This window comes from Aliiroseovarius sp. YM-037, from assembly GCF_048060095.1.
Taxonomy (GTDB): domain Bacteria; phylum Pseudomonadota; class Alphaproteobacteria; order Rhodobacterales; family Rhodobacteraceae; genus JBLUOA01.
This window is the reverse complement of the sequence record NZ_JBLUOA010000007.1, coordinates 57,051-75,271: the sequence shown is the minus strand read 5'-3', so window position 1 is coordinate 75,271 and position 18,221 is coordinate 57,051. Positions and strand designations below refer to the sequence as shown.

The 18,221-nt window shown below is 61.5% G+C and carries 16 protein-coding genes; 10 read left to right on the top strand and 6 right to left on the bottom strand.

The window, feature by feature from the left end; translation table 11 throughout:
* Positions 1-176 precede the first annotated feature (176 nt).
* The 5 genes from ACEWPJ_RS17200 (at position 177) to ACEWPJ_RS17180 (ending at position 6,523) form a co-directional block, all read left to right on the top strand.
* Positions 177-1,604 carry a hypothetical protein gene (locus tag ACEWPJ_RS17200; RefSeq protein WP_238372723.1) on the top strand — a complete coding sequence of 476 codons (1,428 nt, stop codon included), beginning with the start codon at positions 177-179 and terminating at the stop codon, positions 1,602-1,604.
* Positions 1,605-1,771: 167 nt separating this feature from the next.
* On the top strand, positions 1,772-2,710 hold the full coding sequence (locus ACEWPJ_RS17195) for a CoA transferase subunit A (RefSeq protein ID WP_238372722.1): 939 nt from the start codon (positions 1,772-1,774) through the stop codon (positions 2,708-2,710).
* Entirely contained in the window at positions 2,707-3,474 is a 768-nt protein-coding gene (locus ACEWPJ_RS17190) for a CoA-transferase (protein WP_238372721.1), read from the top strand. Before ACEWPJ_RS17195 ends, ACEWPJ_RS17190 begins: the two co-directional genes overlap by 4 nt.
* Before the next feature lie 45 nt (positions 3,475-3,519).
* Complete coding sequence (locus ACEWPJ_RS17185; protein WP_238372720.1) at positions 3,520-4,491, top strand: TAXI family TRAP transporter solute-binding subunit; 972 nt, start codon at positions 3,520-3,522, stop codon at positions 4,489-4,491.
* An 88-nt stretch (positions 4,492-4,579) separates the two neighbouring features.
* Positions 4,580-6,523 (top strand): TRAP transporter permease, encoded by a 1,944-nt coding sequence (locus tag ACEWPJ_RS17180; RefSeq protein ID WP_238372719.1) that lies wholly within the window; start codon positions 4,580-4,582, stop codon positions 6,521-6,523.
* A gap of 83 nt (positions 6,524-6,606) precedes the next feature.
* Here the strand turns inward: ACEWPJ_RS17180 and ACEWPJ_RS17175 are convergent, their stop codons facing one another.
* From ACEWPJ_RS17175 to ACEWPJ_RS17150, 6 genes are read right to left on the bottom strand one after another with little or no spacing between them, the layout of a single operon-like run.
* Entirely contained in the window at positions 6,607-7,011 is a 405-nt protein-coding gene (locus ACEWPJ_RS17175) for a Zn-ribbon domain-containing OB-fold protein (protein ID WP_238372718.1), read from the bottom strand.
* A gap of 4 nt (positions 7,012-7,015) precedes the next feature.
* A complete protein-coding gene (locus ACEWPJ_RS17170; protein WP_238372717.1) occupies positions 7,016-8,188 on the bottom strand; it encodes an acetyl-CoA acetyltransferase in 1,173 nt (390 codons plus the stop codon).
* 46 nt (positions 8,189-8,234) lie between these two features.
* Entirely contained in the window at positions 8,235-9,377 is a 1,143-nt protein-coding gene (locus ACEWPJ_RS17165) for an acyl-CoA dehydrogenase family protein (protein WP_238372716.1), read from the bottom strand.
* Positions 9,374-9,811 carry a MaoC/PaaZ C-terminal domain-containing protein gene (locus tag ACEWPJ_RS17160; protein ID WP_238372715.1) on the bottom strand — a complete coding sequence of 146 codons (438 nt, stop codon included), beginning with the start codon at positions 9,809-9,811 and terminating at the stop codon, positions 9,374-9,376. The genes ACEWPJ_RS17165 and ACEWPJ_RS17160 overlap by 4 nt, the downstream gene beginning before the upstream one ends.
* Positions 9,812-9,870: 59 nt before the next feature.
* Complete coding sequence (locus tag ACEWPJ_RS17155; RefSeq protein ID WP_238372714.1) at positions 9,871-10,542, bottom strand: acetate--CoA ligase family protein; 672 nt, start codon at positions 10,540-10,542, stop codon at positions 9,871-9,873.
* Positions 10,539-11,954, bottom strand: coding sequence for an acetate--CoA ligase family protein (locus tag ACEWPJ_RS17150; RefSeq protein WP_238372713.1), 1,416 nt, complete (start codon positions 11,952-11,954; stop codon positions 10,539-10,541). The genes ACEWPJ_RS17155 and ACEWPJ_RS17150 overlap by 4 nt, the downstream gene beginning before the upstream one ends.
* 161 nt (positions 11,955-12,115) lie before the next feature.
* Between ACEWPJ_RS17150 and ACEWPJ_RS17145 the strand changes: the two genes are divergently transcribed.
* The 5 genes from ACEWPJ_RS17145 (at position 12,116) to ACEWPJ_RS17125 (ending at position 18,151) form a co-directional block, all read left to right on the top strand.
* A complete protein-coding gene (locus tag ACEWPJ_RS17145; protein ID WP_238372712.1) occupies positions 12,116-13,324 on the top strand; it encodes a CaiB/BaiF CoA transferase family protein in 1,209 nt (402 codons plus the stop codon).
* A gap of 30 nt (positions 13,325-13,354) precedes the next feature.
* On the top strand, positions 13,355-14,521 hold the full coding sequence (locus ACEWPJ_RS17140; RefSeq protein ID WP_238372711.1) for an acyl-CoA dehydrogenase family protein: 1,167 nt from the start codon (positions 13,355-13,357) through the stop codon (positions 14,519-14,521).
* 24 nt (positions 14,522-14,545) lie between these two features.
* Positions 14,546-16,660: an acetate--CoA ligase family protein gene (locus tag ACEWPJ_RS17135; RefSeq protein ID WP_238372710.1), complete on the top strand. Its 2,115-nt coding sequence runs from the start codon at positions 14,546-14,548 to the stop codon at positions 16,658-16,660.
* A 143-nt stretch (positions 16,661-16,803) separates the two neighbouring features.
* Entirely contained in the window at positions 16,804-17,607 is an 804-nt protein-coding gene (locus tag ACEWPJ_RS17130; protein WP_238372709.1) for an IclR family transcriptional regulator, read from the top strand.
* A gap of 52 nt (positions 17,608-17,659) precedes the next feature.
* Positions 17,660-18,151, top strand: a complete 492-nt coding sequence (locus tag ACEWPJ_RS17125; RefSeq protein ID WP_273545125.1) for an acyl-CoA dehydrogenase family protein — start codon at positions 17,660-17,662, stop codon at positions 18,149-18,151.
* Positions 18,152-18,221 lie beyond the last annotated feature (70 nt).

Sequence of the window (18,221 nt, the reverse complement as noted above, 5' to 3'; positions counted from 1 at the left end):
CGCCGTCCCTGTGCCGATAAGATGAGTGCCTTGTGTGTCCTTGCGCGTTTCCTTGCGCGTGTCCCTGCTTGTGAAGGGGAAATTGTCGGCATCGCATTTCCGCCATCGTACCATGAGCGACCGCATCTGCCGTTGTGTCACAGACATAACGGACGCCTTCGGGAAAGGGGGGGCAGATGCCGCCCGTCGAGCCCCTGAAACGTTCCGGCAAGCGCAACGGGATTACCGCCATCTGTCTGCTGACTTGTCTCGGCGCTGCCATCGTGCAAGGTGTCTTCTCCTCCAGCGTCGCGTCCATTGCCGCCGTGCCGTTCTTCGGAATCTATCTCGTTATTGCCTCCCGCTATATCGCCCGCGTCGGATGGGTGCTGCTTTTCTTTTCCCTCGCGATTGCCCTTCTGGCGCTGGCCGATGGCATCGACACCGGCATCTTCGTTCAGGCGGCGGGGCGTGTCGTGTTCCTGTCCGCGCTGCTGACGGCTGTCGCATTCCTGCGCATCGCGGCCACCCAGGACCCGATTGTCGAGGTCGCCGGTGAATTCCTGACGCTGCAGCCGCCGACCCGCCGTTACGCCTCTCTGGGTGCGGGCGGACATCTGTTCGGCGTGCTTCTGAACCTTGGCGGGCTTGGTGTGATGCTGGAGATCATCATGAAAGGGCTGGCGGCGCATCGGCATGAGATGGACGAATTCGTGTTCCAGGCCCGCAAGCGCAGGATGGTAAGCGCCTGTATGCGGGGGTTTTCCTCGATCGCTTTCTGGACGCCGTTCGGGATCGCTCTCAATCTGATGATTCTCACGATTCCGGGGCTCGAATGGGCGGCCCTGGCCCCCTACGGGATTGCGCTGGCCGGGGTGCTGTTTCTTCTGGGATGGCTGTTCGACACGGTGGAATGGTGGCGCCCGCCCTCGGCGCGCGGCCGGGCACCGGCCCTGTCGGGTGACTTGCCTGGCTGGAGCCGCTGGGCAGTCCTGATCGTGGCCGGACATGTCCTTTTTCTGGGAGCCGCCGTTGTGACGCTGGACAGGTTGACCCAGTACAGTTTCCAGACCGTCCTGATCACCATCGTTCCGATCTATGCGCTGCTCTGGTCGGTTCTGCGCAGCGGCAGTGGCAACCTCACCGGTATGTCGCGCCGGTTCGTGGCCCAGGCACCGGGTTTCGCGACCGAGATGAGCGTCATCGCCTCGGCGGGGTTCATCGGTCTTGTCGCACTGGAAGTTGCGCCGGTTGAATGGGTTGCCGACCATCTCGGCTGGATTGCCGCGCGACCGGTCACGACAGTTGTGTTATTGATCATGACGGTGTTCCTGACGGGGCTTCTGGGCGTGCACCCGATGATCTCGGTGGTCCTGCTGGCAGAAGTGGTCAACCGCGTCGGCGTGGATGGTTTGTCGCCGCTTGCTCTGGGCCTTGCGCTGGCGGGCGGCTGGAGCAGCATCATCTGCATGGGGCCGGCCATCACGGCCGTGGTCTATACCTCTTCCATCGTGGGAGAGCGGCCGCTGACCATCGGTTTGCGGTGGAACGGAATTTTCGGTGTTGCGAGCATCCTCCTCATCACGCTCATCGTTGGCGGCGGTGTCGCGGCAGGGTGGTTCTGACCGGTCTCAATTCCCTGTCAGGATCCGGGCGCAAGCATTCCCACATATGTGTTCGATCAGACTTTGCGCCAGCCGGAAGGTGATGGATCGCGTGCCGTCGACTAGGATGGACAAGCGCAAATCTTGAGTGATCTGCGGAAATCAGTATAGGAGTGGCAAGCCCAACGATGGATGGCCAAGCGAAACCCACACGTCGCAGCAAGGTCACAAGCCTGCAAGACGCAGCGCGTCTGGCACGAGGAGCTTTGGAAGAACGTCCCGAGTTGTGCCTCGGCGGTCTGTTCAAGCAAAGCCGCCCGATCGCGCTGGTGCGCGCATTGCTGGCCGTGGGCGCGGATGGCCTGCATGTGTATTCCTCGCCGGGCGCGGGGTTTGACATCGACCTGATGATCGCGTCAGGGGCCGTCGCGCAGGTTTTCATTCCCGGTGTTACGCTGGAGAACCGGCTTTGCCCCAATTTCCGGCGCGCGGTCGAAGCAGGGCAGGTGACCGCCCATGCGCTGGATGCGCTGACCGTGGTGGGCGGGCTGATGGCGTCGGCACATGGCGTGCCATTCCAGCCAATCGACGCGCTGCGCGGATCGGACGTTCTGAAACACAACCCGCTCTTGCGCGAGATTGACTGCCCATTCTCCGGTCGCCGCATTCACGCCGTCGGGCCGATCCGGCCCAGAGTGACGTTCCTGCACGCGCAGGAAGCCGACCGTTGGGGGAACCTTCGCCATCTCAGCACAATGGTCTACGCCGATCAGCTGATGGCGCGCGCATCTGACATGATCATTGCCAGCGTCGACAGGATCGTCCCGGAGGAGGTCGTTCTGGACGATCCTTCGCGGGTCACCGTGCCGTCTCATTATGTCGATGCCGTGGTCGAAGTACCCTATGGCGCGCACCCGACGGCGAGCTTTCCCAACTATGCGATGGACGAGGAACATATCGATGCCTACGCCGATCTGGGCGATGCCGCCCGGACCGGCGACGGCACGGGGCTGGACGCTTATATGGCCCGCCATGTGACCGGACCGAAAAGCCAGGAGGACTACATCGAAGCGGTGGGGGGAACCGCGCATTTTGCCCGTCTCGAAGCCGAGGCCCGGAACGGATGAGTGCAGCGGTTTCCCCACTTGAACAGATGGTCGTCGTACTGGCCCGCGATTTGGCAGACGGCGAACTGGGTGCGGCGGGTGCTGCCGCGTTGGTGCCGATGGCGGCCATCGCGCTGGCCCGCGAACTGCACGCACCGAACCTGACGGTCGGCGGCGAGATGTTCTTCAACCCCGAGACGGGGCGCCTGTATCCGTCGATGCTGGACGATCGCGCGCTCGGCCGCTGCGAGGCCGCAGAGACCTTCATCGAGTTGTTCGGCCACAGCCATCACGGGTTGGATTTTTTCTTTCACAGCGGCTTGCAGCACGATGCTTACGGCAACATCAACCTGCACCACGTCGGCGGGACGCTGCACGCACCCAAGATGCGCGGACCGGGGGCGGCCAACCTGTCCTACTGCCACACCTCCACGCGGTTCTACATCTGCCCCACCGTGCATACCGCGCGAAACTTTGTGGAAACGGTCGATTTCATCACGATACCCGGACATCTGTCCGGGCCTGCCGCGAAACGTGACGCCGGGCTGGTCAATGAAGGACCGCGTCTGGCGGTGACACCGCGAGCGGTTATGGATTTCGACGACACGACGCTGCGAATGCGACTGAAATCGGTGCATCCGGGCAATACGACCGAAGAGGTCCAGCGTCACACGGGGTTCGATCTGGCGATCAGGGGCGAGGTGCCTCAGACGCGGCCACCAACGGAGGAAGAACTGCGCGTTCTGAGAGAGCGGATCGACACATCGGGGGCCCTGCGTGCTTAGGCGGCCGGGCTGACGTTATTTTGAAGTCAAAAACGGGAGGATAAAATGTTCCAACGCAAATTGACCGGATACCGGGCTGCACTCGGTATTCTTGTTGCCGTGGGTGCCATTGCCCTTGGCGGCGCTGCATCCGCCAAGGATCTCACGATGGGCACGACCAGCCCGACATCGAGCCATTTCACCATTTCGGTTGCGATGAGCAAGGCGATCGAGACCGGTATGGAAGACACCAACGTCAGCGTGATCGAAACGGGGGCCAGCGTGGACAATGTGCTGCGGTTGGCGCGCGACGAAATCGACCTTGGTCTTGCCACCACCGACATCCTGATTTCCGCCAGGAACGGGACCGGCAAGTTCGAAGGGAACGCCATCCCAGATACGGTTGCGCTTTACCCCTACAGCGCCTCGATTCTGCTGATCGCGGTCACCGAAGAATCGGGTGTGACCACGCTTGAAGAATTGGACGGGAGGAAGTTCAATCCCGGCATCCGCGGATCGGCCGCCGAGACGCTGACGACCAATGTTCTGTCGATGTTCGATATCAACGCGGACCTGGTGCATGGTGCTGTCGGTGACGCAGTGGAAGGTATCAAGAACCGCCAACTCGTCGGTTACAGCAAATACGGGGCCGCGGACTCTGTGGATGCGACCCTGCAGGAGTTGATGACCAGCACCGCAATGCGCTTGATCGGCTTCTCCGAAGAGCAGGAGAAAGCGGCGACAGAGGATATGGAGGGCGTCGGTTTCACGACTCTTCCCGCAGGGCTTATTCCTGGCTCCGAAGAAATGCGGGTTCCGAAGCTCAACGTGTTCTTCCTGACCCGCATCGGTGTCATGGATGAGCAGAACGCCTATGACATCGCCCGCAGCATCCACCAGAACATGAACCTGCTGGCCGAAGCCTGGCCGCAACTGGCCGACTACGACATCGCCGCCGATGCTGTTGCCACAATGGAGGCGGGTGTCACCTATCATCCGGGTGCGGAGCGTTACTGGAGAGAGGCCGCCGGCAGCTGACCAGAATCGCAGGCTGTCACGACGGTCGCGCAAACTGACCAGGCGGAGGTGCTCCGGGCACCCCGCCGCTGCCGATATCGGAGAGAACATGACGCAGACAATGGCCGCAATACCCTATTGGGAACGGCGCGGAGGGCAGGCGCTTGGCCTATTGTTCGCAGCATTCGTCGCGCTGCATTTCTACAATGCCCTGTTCGGGCAGTTCGAACCGCTGGTTCAGCGACCGATTTTTATCGGTTTCGGAATCGGCGGCGCGTTCTTTCTTTATGCGGCGCGGGCCTCGCGCTCCGGCGCGCGAAGCGGACTTGAGCGGGCAGTGGACATCACGCTCGGCCTGCTGGCTTTTGCGGTTTGCCTCTATGTGATCCTGAACCGGGATCGCTTTTCGGATATCATGGTGCGCTATGGGCCGCTCGACAAGGCGGCCGGTCTGGTGGCTGTCCTGCTGACCCTTGAGGCGGCGCGCCGGGTGATCGGCTGGTTCCTGCCGCTTCTGGCGCTTTGCACCGTGATCTATTTCTATTTCGGTTATGACCTGCTCGAAGGCGCATGGCGCCCGCCGCGCGTGTCGGCACGCACGGCCGTCGAGACTTTCTACAGTTCGACCACCGGACTCTTTGGCTACCTCGCGGATATCGGGGCGCGGGTTATCGTGATCTATGTGCTTCTGGGGGCGCTGTTGCTGTCAACCGGGGCGACGGATGCCTTCATGAAAATGGCCACATGGGTCGCGGGGCGCTCTTTTGGCGGTCCGGCAAAGGTCTGCGCCCTGTCTTCGGCGATGTTCGGGACGGTTACCGGCTCGGCAGTGGCCAATGTCATGGCGACCGGCTCGATCACCATTCCCACGATGAAGCGGCTGCGCTATCCGCCGGCCTTTGCAGGGGCGGTCGAGGCCGTTGCCTCGTCCGCAGGCCAGCTAACGCCGCCGGTGATGGGGGCAGCGGCCTTCATCATGGCCGAGTTCCTGAACATCCCCTATACCGAAATTGTCATCGCGGCGATCGGTCCGGCATTTCTATACTATCTTGCCGTATGGCTCGGGGTGGATCTCTATGCGCGCCGCACAGGGCTGCAACCGACACCGAAGAGCGAAATGCCCGAACGGGCGGAATTCCTCGCGCTTGACAAGTCGATCCCGCTGTTTCTTCCCATCGCGGCGATGGTCTATTTCCTGTTCAACGGCTACACGCCGAGCTATGCGGGTGCAGGTGCGATCATCATGCTGGTTTTGACCTGCGTGGTGGTGCGACCATTCTCGCGCGACGGCAGAGAACAGGGTGTGCTGGCCTGCTGGGCCAAGCTGGCGCGCGACATCTATGAAGGGATGGTCGAAGCAGGGCGGGCGTTGGTGATGATCGCGGCGCTGCTGGCCTGCGCCGCCATCGTCGTCAAGGTTCTGACGGCGACGGGTGCCGGGGTCAAGGTCTCGAACCTGTTGTTTTCCGTGTCGGGTCAGGGGCTGATCGTGGCCTTGTTGCTGGCGGCTGTACTGGCGATCCTGCTGGGCATGGATGTTCCGACGACTGCCTCCTACGTGCTGGCAGCGGCGATTGCAGCGCCGAGCCTCGTACGGCTTGGCCTGCCCGAACTGACCGCTCATCTCTTCGTCTTCTACTATGCGATCCTGTCAGCCATCACGCCACCAGTCTGCGCCAGTGTCTATGCGGCCGCCGCCCTGGCGGGGGCCAATTTCTGGCGGGTGGCGGGGCGCGCGCTGATGCTGGCCGGAGCGATCTATGTGGTGCCATTTCTCTTTGTCTTCCGACCGGGCATCATGGGCCAAGGCACAGCGGGCCAAATCCTTCTGGACATGGGTGTGGCCTGCGCGGCGGTTTTTGCCGTCAGCGTTGGCACGAGCGGCTGGTTTCGTGGAAAGGTGCCGGCCCTCGGCCGGTTGCTGTTCCTGTCGGCGGCGGCCTTGCTGTTTTATGCCGCGCCGACGGCTGACATTCTTGGCGGGCTGGCGCTGGCCGGGCTTTTAGCGTGGCGGTTTCTGCAAGGAGCGCCGCAACCCGGCCGCGCCGGGTGACCCCCGAAAAGCGAAGAGCCGCCGCAGATAAACTCTGCGACGGCCCTTCGACATCCGAACCCGAGGGGGCGATGCCTCCGGCCTCAGATTATTTTGAAGTAGGGAAAGGTAACTTCGTCGGTTGCCTTGACGAAGGTCACCTCTACCTTGGCCCCGATATGAACCTTTTCGGGATCGTCGGTCTGGATCCGGCTCATCATTCGGGGGCCTTCCTCCAGCTCGATCAACGCAACCACATATGGCACATCATCCGCGAAAGTCGGCCCTGCCGGGCGGCGCGCAATGGTGAAGGTATGCACCTCGCCACGTCCGCTTACGGTATCGAAGCCGAGCTTGTCGGAATGGCAATACGGGCAGACAGAGCGGGGATAGAAATGATGTTTGCCGCAATCGCCGCAAAGCGGGATGTCGAGACGGCCCTCGCGCGCGGCCTCCCAATAGGGGGCGCTGTCATGGTCGATCACCGGAAGCGGTTCTTCAGTGCTCATTGGTTCAGTCCTTCTGCAAAATCACGGTCGCACCAGAGGACAGCGTGCCCCCGGTACCATGCACCAAAGCGATCTCGGCGCCCTTGACCTGGCGCTCGCCGCAATCGCCGCGAAGTTGCCGGACGGCCTCGATCAGCAGGAACATACCGAACATGCCCGGATGCAGCGCCGAGAGGCCGCCGCCACTGGTGTTCATCGGGAACCTCCCGCCCGGTGCCGTGCGCTGGCCCGACACGAAATCGCCGCCCTCGCCGATCTTGCAGAAGCCCAGAGCCTCGAGCGAGAGCAGAACAGTGATGGTAAAGCTGTCATAGATCTCGACCACGTCGATATCCGAATGGCTCACCCCGGCCATTTTCATCGCGCGTTCCCCGGCCTTTTGTGCGGGAAGCAGGCGGGCAAGGTCCGGCATTTCGCCGATAGCCCAATGGGTATGCGCCTCGCCATAGCCCTTGACCGCGACGGGTTTGGATTTGAGGTCCCTGGCGCGTTCGGCGGTGGTAATGACGATGGCACCGGCCCCGTCGGTGACGAGACAGCAATCGAGCAGATGCAGCGGCTCTGAGATCATCGTGCTGGACAGCACGTCGTCGATGGACAGCGGATCGCGCCGCGTCGCCTCGGGGTTCAACTGTGCCCATTTCCGCGTCGCGACTGCGATTTCGGCCAGGTTCTCGGACGTGGTGCCGTATTCATGCATGTGACGCTGTGCGGCCATCGCATAGCCGCCCACAGGCGTGGGCATTCCGTAGGGTGTTTCATGTTGCATGGACAGGACCGACGGCCGACCACCCAGGTTACGGCTGCGCAGGGACTTTTGGTCCGAGCTGTAGACGATCAGCGCAACCTCGCAATAGCCTTCGCGAAGGGCCATGGCGGCGTGTGCCACATGGGCCTCGAAAGCCGAACCGCCAATATTCGTGCCATCGACGAATGTCGGCATGATGTTGAGATATTCGCCCAGCGTCACCGTGGCCAGTTGGCCGGGTCCCGGTATCCCCCACATGCCGGCGGTCAAAAGACCGTCGACATCGCTCAGTTTCAGTCCGGCTTCTTCGACGGCGGCTTTTGCCACCAATGCGGCATGACCAAGGACCGAAGCGTTAGTGACGAATTTGCCGTCCTTCAATGGCGCGTCGGCAATGCCGACGATCACCGGATCTCGTCCGTTTTTCATATGCTTTTCTCCTTCTTGACGGGCTGTCGCGATATGGTCCGAACGGTCAGCCCGGGCGCATGGTCTTGGCGATGAGCGTGCGCTGAATCTGCGAGGTCCCGCCGCCGATGGTGCTTTGCATCCCTTCGCGGAAATAGCGCTCCATATCCGCTTCGGGCAGCATCGAGTGGCCGCCCAGGATTTGCATTCCGTTGCGCGTCACCGTCTGCAGCGTCTCGGAGGCATAGAGTTTCGCCATTGAGACTTCTCGCATGCAGGGCGTCTTGGCTGCGGCCAGGCTAGCGGCGCGATAAACCAACAGCCGGGCGGCATCGACTTGGGTTTGCATGTCGGCCAGCATGTGGCGGATCACCTGAAAGTCGAAGATCGGCTTGTCGAACTGAATCCGTTCATGGGCGTAGCGCAGGGCATCGTCTACCGCTGTCTGGGCATTGCCCACATAGGCGGCGGCAACGGCCACGCGTTCCAGTTCCAGATGGTCGGTGATGATCTTCCAGCCATCGTTTTCCGTGCCCAGCAGCGCATCGGCCGGCAGTTTCACGTCATCCACGAAAATCTCGGTGGTGCCGGTCGCGCGGCGCGCCATGGTCGGCAGCTTGCGGATGTCCAGCCCTTCGGTGTCGTTGGGGATCAGGAAAACCGAAAGCCCCTTGTGCTTGGGCGCGTCCGGGTCGGTCCGGGTCAGCATTGCAAGGATTGCGTTGTCCGCCGCAGCGCCCGAGCACCACAGTTTCTGCCCGTTGACCACCCAGCCGTTGCCGTCGCGCCGCGCGCGGGTCTTTGTCGAAGCCGCATCCGACCCGGCGCCCGGTTCGGAAATCGATATAGAAAAGCGGATGTCGCCATCGAGGAAAGGCTGGATGTACCGCTCTTTCTGTTCGAGCGTGCCGAATTTCTCGACATTCATCGCGGTGAACGTTGCCACCATCAGGCCGGTCGAGAAGTCAAAGCCGTATTTGGCCAACCCCTCGCACATCAGGGCATAGTCCATGATGTCACCACCAAGACCGCCGCTCTCTTCTGAAAACAGAATGCCAAGCCAGCCCTGCTTGGCCACTTTTTCATAGGCTTCGTAGGGGTATTCGCGCTCGCGGTCGCAATTGCGGATATAATCGCGGCCGATCTCTTCGTCGACGAAACGCTCGACGGTCGCGCGCCACATCTCTTGCTCTGGTGTCAGAAAGTTCATGCACTCTCTCCTTGTGTCTTGTCGTGCGCCGCACGGACTTTGGCCGGCTCTCCGGGGCGATCCAGGCGCGACTTGCGGATCAGAAGGCTGAACTCGCAGCGCAGGACCGTTTCGTCCCGCTGGTTGATGCCTTCCAGTTTGCTGGTCACGACTCCGTGCTTTTCATCATGGTCCTTCAGATTGATGATTTCGGCCCGGGCCCAAAGGGTGTCGTTGATGAAAGTGGGTCGCAAAAAGCGCAGCTTGTCACAGCCATAGAAAGCGGCCAGCACAGAGCTGTCGAAGGGGATCATCGCATTGACGATCGAGAACACGAGGCTGCCCTGAACCAGGCGCTGGCCGTAGAGAGAGGTTTGGGCGTGCTCGACGTTGGAGTGCAGTTCCAGCCAGTTCCCGGTCAACATGCAGAAATTGACGACATCGGTTTCGGTCATCGTCCGTCCGCTCGAAATGCCGGTCTGGCCGAGTGACAACTCTCCGAAAGGGTGACGTATCACGTGAAATTCTCCTGTTCGTCTGCTTCGGGTGACAAAACGATCAAGGCATCGGCGGCGACCAACCCCTTCCCGTCCGCCCGAACCATCACAGGGTTGATTTCGATTTCCGAGATCAGATCGGCGTTCTCGGAAAAGAAAACAGATATGCGTGAAATCAGGTCTGCCAGGGCATCTTTGTCGGCCGGTTCCGCGCCGCGCAATCCTCCCAGCAACCGCGCCCCCGGACCCGATCGTACCATGGCCTCGGCGCTTTGCGGCGTTGCGGGCGCAAGCCTGATTTCGGCTGCATCAATCAGTTCCACAAGAATGCCGCCTGGGCCGGCCAGAACGATCGGACCAAACGTGTCGTCACGCTTGCAGCCGATGATCCATTCGGCCACGGACCCTTCTTCCATCTCCTCGATCAGCGCTGTCCCGCCCGCAAATCGCTCCGCCATATCGGCAGCGGCCTGTTTCGCCTCGTCGGGGGAAAGACCCAATCGGACGAGCCCATGATCGGATTTATGCGGATAGTCATCGTGACACAGCTTTGCGACACAACGCCCGTGGGCAGGGTCACGTTGGGGCACCGGCACCCCGATCCGTTGCAGAAGATCCTTCGCATCGGCCTCGTGGACTACCTTGCGCCCGGCACGCTGCCAGTTTTCCAGTGTTTCCCTGGGAGTCATGTCACTTCTCCTGTCGTGGCGGCCAGTGCGGCGAGGCCCGATGCCGCCCGTGCGGGCGAATCATAGACAGGGACAGCCCGTTCGCGCAGCGCCTCACCCGAGGCATTGCTGCGCGCCGAGCCGGTCCAGACGATCAGGATCGGCTTGTCAGTGCTGTCGTACGCCTCGGCCATGCCCTCAATGAACTGCTGATCCGGCACGAATGTGATAATTGCGATGGCAATATCGACCCCTGGATCGGCGGCAATGGCCTCCAGGCAGCGACCTACATAGGTGGGATTCGCCAGAACCACGCCGGTCAGATCGACCGGGTTTGTCACCGAACCGTAGAAGGGCACGTAGCGCGACAGTGCTGTCTGCGTCGTTTCATCCAGCACCGGAATCTCGAAACCCGCGCTTTCGGCCAGGTCGGTCATTTCGACCCCGAGCCCGCCGGTGACAGAAATGATCCCGACCCTGTTTCCGGCAGGTCGCCGGCCCGCGGCGAGAGCCGTCACGGCATCGACAGCGGCGACGGATTCACGGGCGCGAATCACACCGGTTTCGCGAAAGACCGCGCTGATCACCCGGTTGTCCCCGGCCATGGCGCCGGTATGCGACTGGACCGCGCGTGACCCGGCGCGGCTGCGCCCGCCCTTGACCGCGACAACGTGCTTCCCTGCCTTTGTCAGTCGTTGGGCCGCTTCAGCAAAGCGGCGTCCGTCGCGCAGTTCCTCGACGTAGCAGAGAACCACCCGCGTCTGGGGGTCGTTGCCCAGATAATCGAGCAGATCCGCTGCGGTTAGGTCGGTCTCGTTGCCGCTGGAGACGATGGCGTTGATGCCCACGCCGCGTTCGCCCAAGCGCAACGCCATAAGGCCTGCAAGCGCGCCGGACTGGGAAATCATCGCCACGGGACCAGGGTGAAGATCGTTGAACATCGGGCTGAAGGTCAGTTGCAGGTCCGACGCGGGGCGCACCACGCCTTCGCAGTTCGGCCCCACCAATCGAAAGGGCGCGTCTTGCATGATCCGGCGCAATCGCTCCTCGTTCTCATGCCCTTCTTCCCCGGCTTCCGAAAAGCCCGAGGTGACCCCGACCACGACCCTTACATCGAGCCGAGTGCAGGCTTCCAGAGCGCCGAGTGCGACCCCGACCGGCGTTGCCAGCACAACCACGTCGATCGGGCTGTCGATCTCTTCCAGACTGCGCACGGCAGCAAGGCCTTCGATCTCGCCACCCGAAGGGTTCACGGGGATAATCGTGCCGCTGTAACCGTTGCTCTTCAGCAGAGCCATCACGGCCTGCCCCAACTTGCCCTTGGTGCGGGACGCGCCCACTACCGCGATGGTGCGAGGATTGAACAACCCGTCCAGTGCTTCGGCAACCGTGGGCCGGCCTGCCGCCATTTGATTCGTGTTTGGCTCTGGCATACTTTCCTCCGTCAAGTAAAAAAAAGTCGGCTCGTTCGACGATCTAACGGCTGTTCGATTATTCTCGCAATGGATTTCTGTTCCGGCCAGACTGTGGCTGTCAGAACCGAAAACTAGGGCTTGACGTAGAGAATTTTCGCAAACGAGGCAGATGCGTGAAAATGGATAATGGACCACTGAGCGATGTCAGGGTGATTGAACTGGGGCATGTGATCGCTGCACCGATGTGCGGCGCATTGCTGTCCGATTTTGGAGCCGACGTGGTCAAGATCGAGCGTCCGGGGCAGGGTGACATGCTACGGGTGCTGAGCGCGCGCGCCAGCGATGGCGTGGGCGTCTGGTGGAAGACCCTGGCACGAAACAAACGTCTGATGGCGCTGGACTGGAAGAGTGAAGACGGTCGCGCCATTCTGCGCCGACTGGTCGAAAACGCCCATGTACTCATCGAGAACTTTCGCCCCGGCGTTCTGGAAAGAGCAGGGTTGGCACCAGAGGTCTTGCATGACTGGAACCCCGATCTGGTGATCGTGCGGATCTCGGGTTACGGCCAGACGGGGCCGCGCGCCTCTTGGCCTGGTTTCGGTCGGGCCGGTGAAGCCATGAGCGGTCTGGCCCACATCACGGGCTTTGCTGACAATGCACCGATGCATCCCGGTTTCCCTGCGGCGGATTCGACCACCGGTCTCATGGCGGCCTACGGCACGATGATGGCGCTGCATGCGGTGCGAAACGGCAGTGCCCGGGGACAGGTGGTAGACTTGGCCATTTTTGAGCCGCTCTTGCGTTTGATCGACTACCACGTGCCCACGCGCACCGGCGCGGGACTGCCGGTTGACCGAAATGGACTTCAGGCCCCGAATTCCTACGCCCCGGCGGGGGTGTTCCGTGCCCGGGACGGAAAATGGATCACCGTCAGCGCGGGCAGTGCGGCAACCGGGCGGCGCCTGCTGGAGGCGGCAGGTGGCAAGACATGGGCGGAACAGCCGCAGTTCCAGAGCCTCGACGGTTTTGCAGAGCATATGGACGAAATCGTCGACCGGCTCGGGGCATTCGTTGCCGAGCATGACGCGAAGGAGGCAATCGACATCTTTGACGCCCACGATGCGGTGGCAGCGATGGTCTATGACGTTGATGATATCCTGGCCGATCCTCAGATCGAAGCCCGGGGGAATATTGTCGGTGTGGATGGCGACGACACCAAGGTCGTAGGGCCGTTGCCAAAGCTGGACAAGACGCCGGGGCGGCTGCGCTGGCTTGGGCGCGGCGAACTGGGCGCCGACACCCGGTCGATTTTACAAGAGCTCGCGTACGACATCGGGCAAATCGACCAGCTTATCGAAAAAGGCACTGTGGTCGAACCGGGCCGCTGAGCCGGGTCTGCAAGACTTGAGGAGAAATTCATGACTTATCAGATGACATCCGAGCAGCAGGGAATCCGCGATGCGGTCCTGCGGATTTGCGAAGAATTCGATGACGAATTCTGGCTAACCCGCGATCGCGAAGGCGGTTTCCCGCGAGAGTTGCATCAAAAGCTCGCCCGCGATGGCTGGCTGGGGATTGCCATTCCCGAAGAATACGGTGGCGCCGGTCTTGGCATCGTCGATGCTGCGATCATGATGCAGGCCATTGCAGAATCCGGCGGCGGCAACAGCGCCGCCTCGGCGATCCACATGAACATCTTCGGCCTGAACCCGGTCGTGAAATTTGGCACCGATGACCAGAAGAAGAAATACCTTCCGCCTTTGGTTGCCGGCGATGAGCGTGCGTGTTTCGGGGTGACCGAACCGACAACCGGCCTGGACACCACAAAGCTGAAAACACGCGCCGTGCGCCAGGGGGACCGTTACGTAGTGCATGGCCAGAAAGTCTGGATTTCGACCGCCCAGGAGGCCGACAAGATCCTGCTGCTGGCGCGCACGACCCCGCTTGAGGACGTCAAGAAACCGACCGAAGGTTTAAGCCTTTTTTACACTGATCTGGACCGCACGTTCGTTACCGTGCGCGAGATCGAAAAGATGGGCCGCAAGTGCGTCGACTCGAACGAGTTGTTCATCGACGGGCTTCCGATCCCGGCCGAGGATCTGATCGGCGAAGAAGGCCAGGGATTTCGCCAGATCCTGCACGGGCTGAACCCCGAACGGGTTCTGGTTGCCGCCGAAGCGGTCGGAATCGGGCGCAATGCGCTTCGGCGCGCCGCGGATTACGCCAACGAGCGTGTCGTTTTTGGCAGGCCGATCGGTCAGAACCAGGGTGTACAGCACCCCTTGGCGGTCAGCTGGGCGGAACTGGAGGCGGCCAACTTGATGGCGATGAACGCAGGCGCGCTCTACGACGCTGGCAAGCCCTGCGGAAATGAAGCCAACGCAAGCAAATATCTGGCCGCCGAGGCGGCGGTGAAGGCGACGCAGACCGCGCAGCTGACGTTCGGCGGATTTGGATATGCCAAGGAATACCATGTCGAGCGCCTGGTTCGGGAGGCCATTCTGTTCCGCATCGCGCCGGTGACCCCGCAACTGGTGCTTTCGTTCATCGCGGAACATGCGCTCGGCCTGCCAAAATCCTACTAATACGAAAGAATCAAAGGAAGACCCATGCGAATTCACGGAATGGATGCCATTTTCAACCCTCGATCAGTGGCTGTGATTGGCGCCTCAAGCGACCCCAAGCGCATCGGCGGCAGGCCGGTAGACTTTCTCAAGCGGCACGGCTTCGACGGCCCGATCCTGCCTATCAACCCGAGATCGCCCGAGGTGCAGGGCCTGACGGCGTATCCGTCGATCTCGGAGGCGCCCGCGACACCGGACCTGGCTGTGATCGCGCTGCCTGCGCCGCTGGCCGTTCAGGCAGTCGAACAATGCGCGGCCCGCGGTGTGCGGGGGGCGGTGATCTTCAGTTCGGGGTTCTCGGAGGTCGATGCCGAAGGGGCCGCGCTGCAGGCGCGCATGGTAGACATTGCGCGCGAGGACGGCATGCGACTTGTGGGGCCGAACTGCCTTGGCATCGCCAATGTTCGCCACAACCTCTATGCAACATTCACGCCTGGGGTCGAAAAGCACCTGCCAAAACCCGGCGGCGTGTCGATCGTCAGCCAGAGCGGCGCTTTCGGATCGTATTGCATGACGCTTGTTCGAATGCGCGGACTTGGGGTCAACATCTGGGCGACGACGGGGAATTCCTGCGATGTCGATTTTGCCGATGCCGTGGCCTATTGCGCACAAGATGATAATACCCGCGTCATCATGGGATATCTCGAAGGCGCAACCGATCGCGACAGGCTGGTCGAGGCACTGGAGCTGGCGCGCGCCCGGGAAAAGCCGGTGGTCATGATGAAGGTCGGGCGCAGCGCGGTCGGAGCAGAGGCCGCGCAGTCGCATACCGCCTCGTTGGCGGGGGCCGACGCGGTCTATGACGCGGCTTTCCGGCAATACGGTGTTTATCGGGCGCAATCGGTCGATGAATTGTTCGATGTGACTTACGCTTGCGCGGAGTCCGATTCGATGATGCAGGGCGACCGGCTGGGCCTTGTGACGGTCTCGGGCGGCGTCGGGGTGCTGATGGCCGACGAAGCCGAAAAGCTGAAACTGGACGTGCCTGCGCTTCCCGATCACGCTCAGAAAAAGCTGAAAGAGGTGCTGCCCTTCGCGGGTGTACGCAACCCGGTCGATGTGACGGCGCAGCTGGTCAACCAGATCGACCTGCTGGAGACCAACATGGATGTGTTGTTTGGCGACGGCGAGATCGACGGAGCCATTATCTTTATGTCCACGGTCGGTCTTGTCGCCGACCTGAACGAAGCCATTCGAAGCGGTCTGGAGCGGATTCGCGAGAAGTATCCCGGTCGGCCGATGCTGTTCTGTTCGCTGACAGAGCCAGAGGGTCGTGCCGCATATGAAAAGTCAGGGTTCATCGTGTTCGAGGAACCGACCCGCGCCGTCCGCGCGATGGCCGCGTTGCGCTATTTCGCCCGATCCTTCGCGCGGGCAGGCGAAAATGATCCGATACCCGAACTGTCTAACCTGTCGCCGTTGCCGGACGGAATGGTGAACGAGATCGAGGCCAAGGCCCTGCTTGCCGAGGCCGGCATCGGGATCGTGCACGAAACCCTGGCCACCACCCCCGAAGCGGCAGCCCAGGCCGCGCAAGAAATGGGATTCCCAGTTGTGCTGAAGATTGCCTCGCCCGACATCCTGCACAAATCCGACATCGGGGGCGTTGCGCTGGACCTGCGTTCGGTCGAAGATGTCCGCGCCGCCGGGGCACGGATCCTGAAGCTGGCATCCGAGAAAATACCCGACGCGCGGATCGACGGGCTTGTCGTCGCCGAACAGGCAGCGCCCGGACTGGAAGCCATTCTTGGCGTGACCCATGACCCGGCTTTCGGGCCGGTGGTCATGTTCGGTCTGGGCGGCGTGTTTGTCGAGGCTCTCGAAGACGTGTCGTTCCGTGTTGCGCCGTTCGGCCCGGCCGAAGCGCATCGCATGATTGACGAAATCCGCAGCCGCAAACTTCTGGACGCATTCCGGGGCGCGCCCGAACGCGACATCGACGCGCTCGCCGACGCTCTTGCGCGGCTGTCTGCCTTTGCAGTGCATCACGGGGCAGCGCTTGAGACCATTGATGTCAATCCATTGATCGTCGGGGCCAGCGGGCAGGGCGCTGTCGCCGCTGACGGTGTGATCATACCCACCAAGCGACGAGGCCACTGATAACCGAGGCCGAAATCTCTCTTGCTATCCAAGCCGCGAGTGGCGCGCCTCCTGCGATTTTCTAACAGTTGACAGAATCTGTATGCGCAATCATTCTGCTTTACAGAACGCTGTGCACATAATCGCACGCAGGGGAGGGGAACATGGAAAACGCGCACCAGGCCTTGGTAAAGACAGGCGGCGATCACATCGTGAAATCGGTGGCGCGCACCTGTCAAACTTTGGTGTACTTCGATGAAGTTCGCCGTCCGCTGTCGGTCGTTGAAGTGGCCAAGGAACTGGGGTACCCACAGTCGAGCACCTCGGCGCTGCTTAAAAGCTTGGTCAAGCTTGGATTTCTCTCGCACGACGCCCGGAGGAAGAGTTACTTTCCCACCGAGCGCGTTCCGCTTTTGGGTTCGTGGATGAATCCAGATCTGTTCGGCGAAGGCACGATCCACCGGCTGCTAAGGACAATTTCGGAACGCACACAGCATGTGGTGGTTTTGGCAACTAAGAACGGGGACGAAGCCGAATACGTTCAAGTTATCCGTCCGAAAGAATCGCCGATCCACCACATATCACTCGGGACGCGTCGTCCGCTGGGGAATTCGGGTGTTGGGCGCGTTCTGATGAGCCGTTTCAGCGACGAAGAAGTGTGTAGTCTGTTCCGCAAGATCAACGCCTATCGCGCGCCCGACAAACCGGCAGTGGACGTGAAGGCCTTCGTTGCCTCGCTGGCAGAAACTCGAGCCAGAGGCTACTACCTGTCAACCGATCAGGTGGTTCAAGGGAGCGGCTTAATTTCCATGCCGTTTCCTAACCACCTGAGTTCGCGGCTTTTCGCTGTCGGGGTTGGTGCTCCAACTGATGTTATCTTGCGGTCCGAGAAAAAGATCGTAGGGATCATGCGCGAAGAAATCGTTCGAAATCTGAGAAAGATGAGTCAACGGTCCCTGACCTGCTGAACGTCTGAATCAGCAATCGTGAAATATGGTCCGACTTCACTAAAAAGAGGGACTGATCGGCGCCGAGGGCGAGGCGTTCGCCATCGCCAAGCATTACCTAAATGTGGGTCGCTGTTTCGTTTCCTTCACCTGTCTCGGCCTGTCAATTGCAGCCTATGAGGCGGCGCTGCGCTATGCGGGCGAGCGAGAACAGTTCGGACGTAAGATCGGAGGGTTTCAGCTGGTACAGCAGATGATCGCTGAAATGATGACTGGCGTGGAAACCTCGCGGCTGCTGGCCTGCCGCACCGCCGACGCACTGGATCGTGGGGCGCCGGATCGCGGCCGGGCCTGTTCCATGGCCAAGCGCCACAATTCCGACACGGCACTGCGGGTTTGCGAGACCGCCTTGCAGGTGCACGGCGGGGCGGGCTACACCCGTGATTTCCCGGTCGAACGCTACTATCGCGATGTGCGACATCTCACGATTGCTGAAGGCACCAACCAGCTTCAGGCGCTGCTTCTGGCGCAGGGGGCTTTGGGCATCTCGGCCCTGCGGGGCTGACTACCTTGCCCCCCCGGCCCGAGGCAAAGCCTGGATCAAACTGCGTAACGCCGTTGGGCGGGAACGATCA

Excerpts from the sequence above, each read along its gene's own strand:
- ACEWPJ_RS17200 (WP_238372723.1), top strand. The coding sequence starts at position 177 with ATGCCGCCCGTCGAGCCCCTGAAACGTTCCGGCAAGCGCAACGGGATT.
- ACEWPJ_RS17195 (WP_238372722.1), top strand. The coding sequence starts at position 1,772 with ATGGATGGCCAAGCGAAACCCACACGTCGCAGCAAGGTCACAAGCCTG.
- ACEWPJ_RS17190 (WP_238372721.1), top strand. The coding sequence starts at position 2,707 with ATGAGTGCAGCGGTTTCCCCACTTGAACAGATGGTCGTCGTACTGGCC.
- ACEWPJ_RS17185 (WP_238372720.1), top strand. The coding sequence starts at position 3,520 with ATGTTCCAACGCAAATTGACCGGATACCGGGCTGCACTCGGTATTCTT.
- ACEWPJ_RS17180 (WP_238372719.1), top strand. The coding sequence starts at position 4,580 with ATGACGCAGACAATGGCCGCAATACCCTATTGGGAACGGCGCGGAGGG.
- ACEWPJ_RS17175 (WP_238372718.1), bottom strand. The coding sequence starts at position 7,011 with ATGAGCACTGAAGAACCGCTTCCGGTGATCGACCATGACAGCGCCCCC.
- ACEWPJ_RS17170 (WP_238372717.1), bottom strand. The coding sequence starts at position 8,188 with ATGAAAAACGGACGAGATCCGGTGATCGTCGGCATTGCCGACGCGCCA.
- ACEWPJ_RS17165 (WP_238372716.1), bottom strand. The coding sequence starts at position 9,377 with ATGAACTTTCTGACACCAGAGCAAGAGATGTGGCGCGCGACCGTCGAG.
- ACEWPJ_RS17160 (WP_238372715.1), bottom strand. The coding sequence starts at position 9,811 with ATGACCGAAACCGATGTCGTCAATTTCTGCATGTTGACCGGGAACTGG.
- ACEWPJ_RS17155 (WP_238372714.1), bottom strand. The coding sequence starts at position 10,542 with ATGACTCCCAGGGAAACACTGGAAAACTGGCAGCGTGCCGGGCGCAAG.
- ACEWPJ_RS17150 (WP_238372713.1), bottom strand. The coding sequence starts at position 11,954 with ATGCCAGAGCCAAACACGAATCAAATGGCGGCAGGCCGGCCCACGGTT.
- ACEWPJ_RS17145 (WP_238372712.1), top strand. The coding sequence starts at position 12,116 with ATGGATAATGGACCACTGAGCGATGTCAGGGTGATTGAACTGGGGCAT.
- ACEWPJ_RS17140 (WP_238372711.1), top strand. The coding sequence starts at position 13,355 with ATGACTTATCAGATGACATCCGAGCAGCAGGGAATCCGCGATGCGGTC.
- ACEWPJ_RS17135 (WP_238372710.1), top strand. The coding sequence starts at position 14,546 with ATGCGAATTCACGGAATGGATGCCATTTTCAACCCTCGATCAGTGGCT.
- ACEWPJ_RS17130 (WP_238372709.1), top strand. The coding sequence starts at position 16,804 with ATGGAAAACGCGCACCAGGCCTTGGTAAAGACAGGCGGCGATCACATC.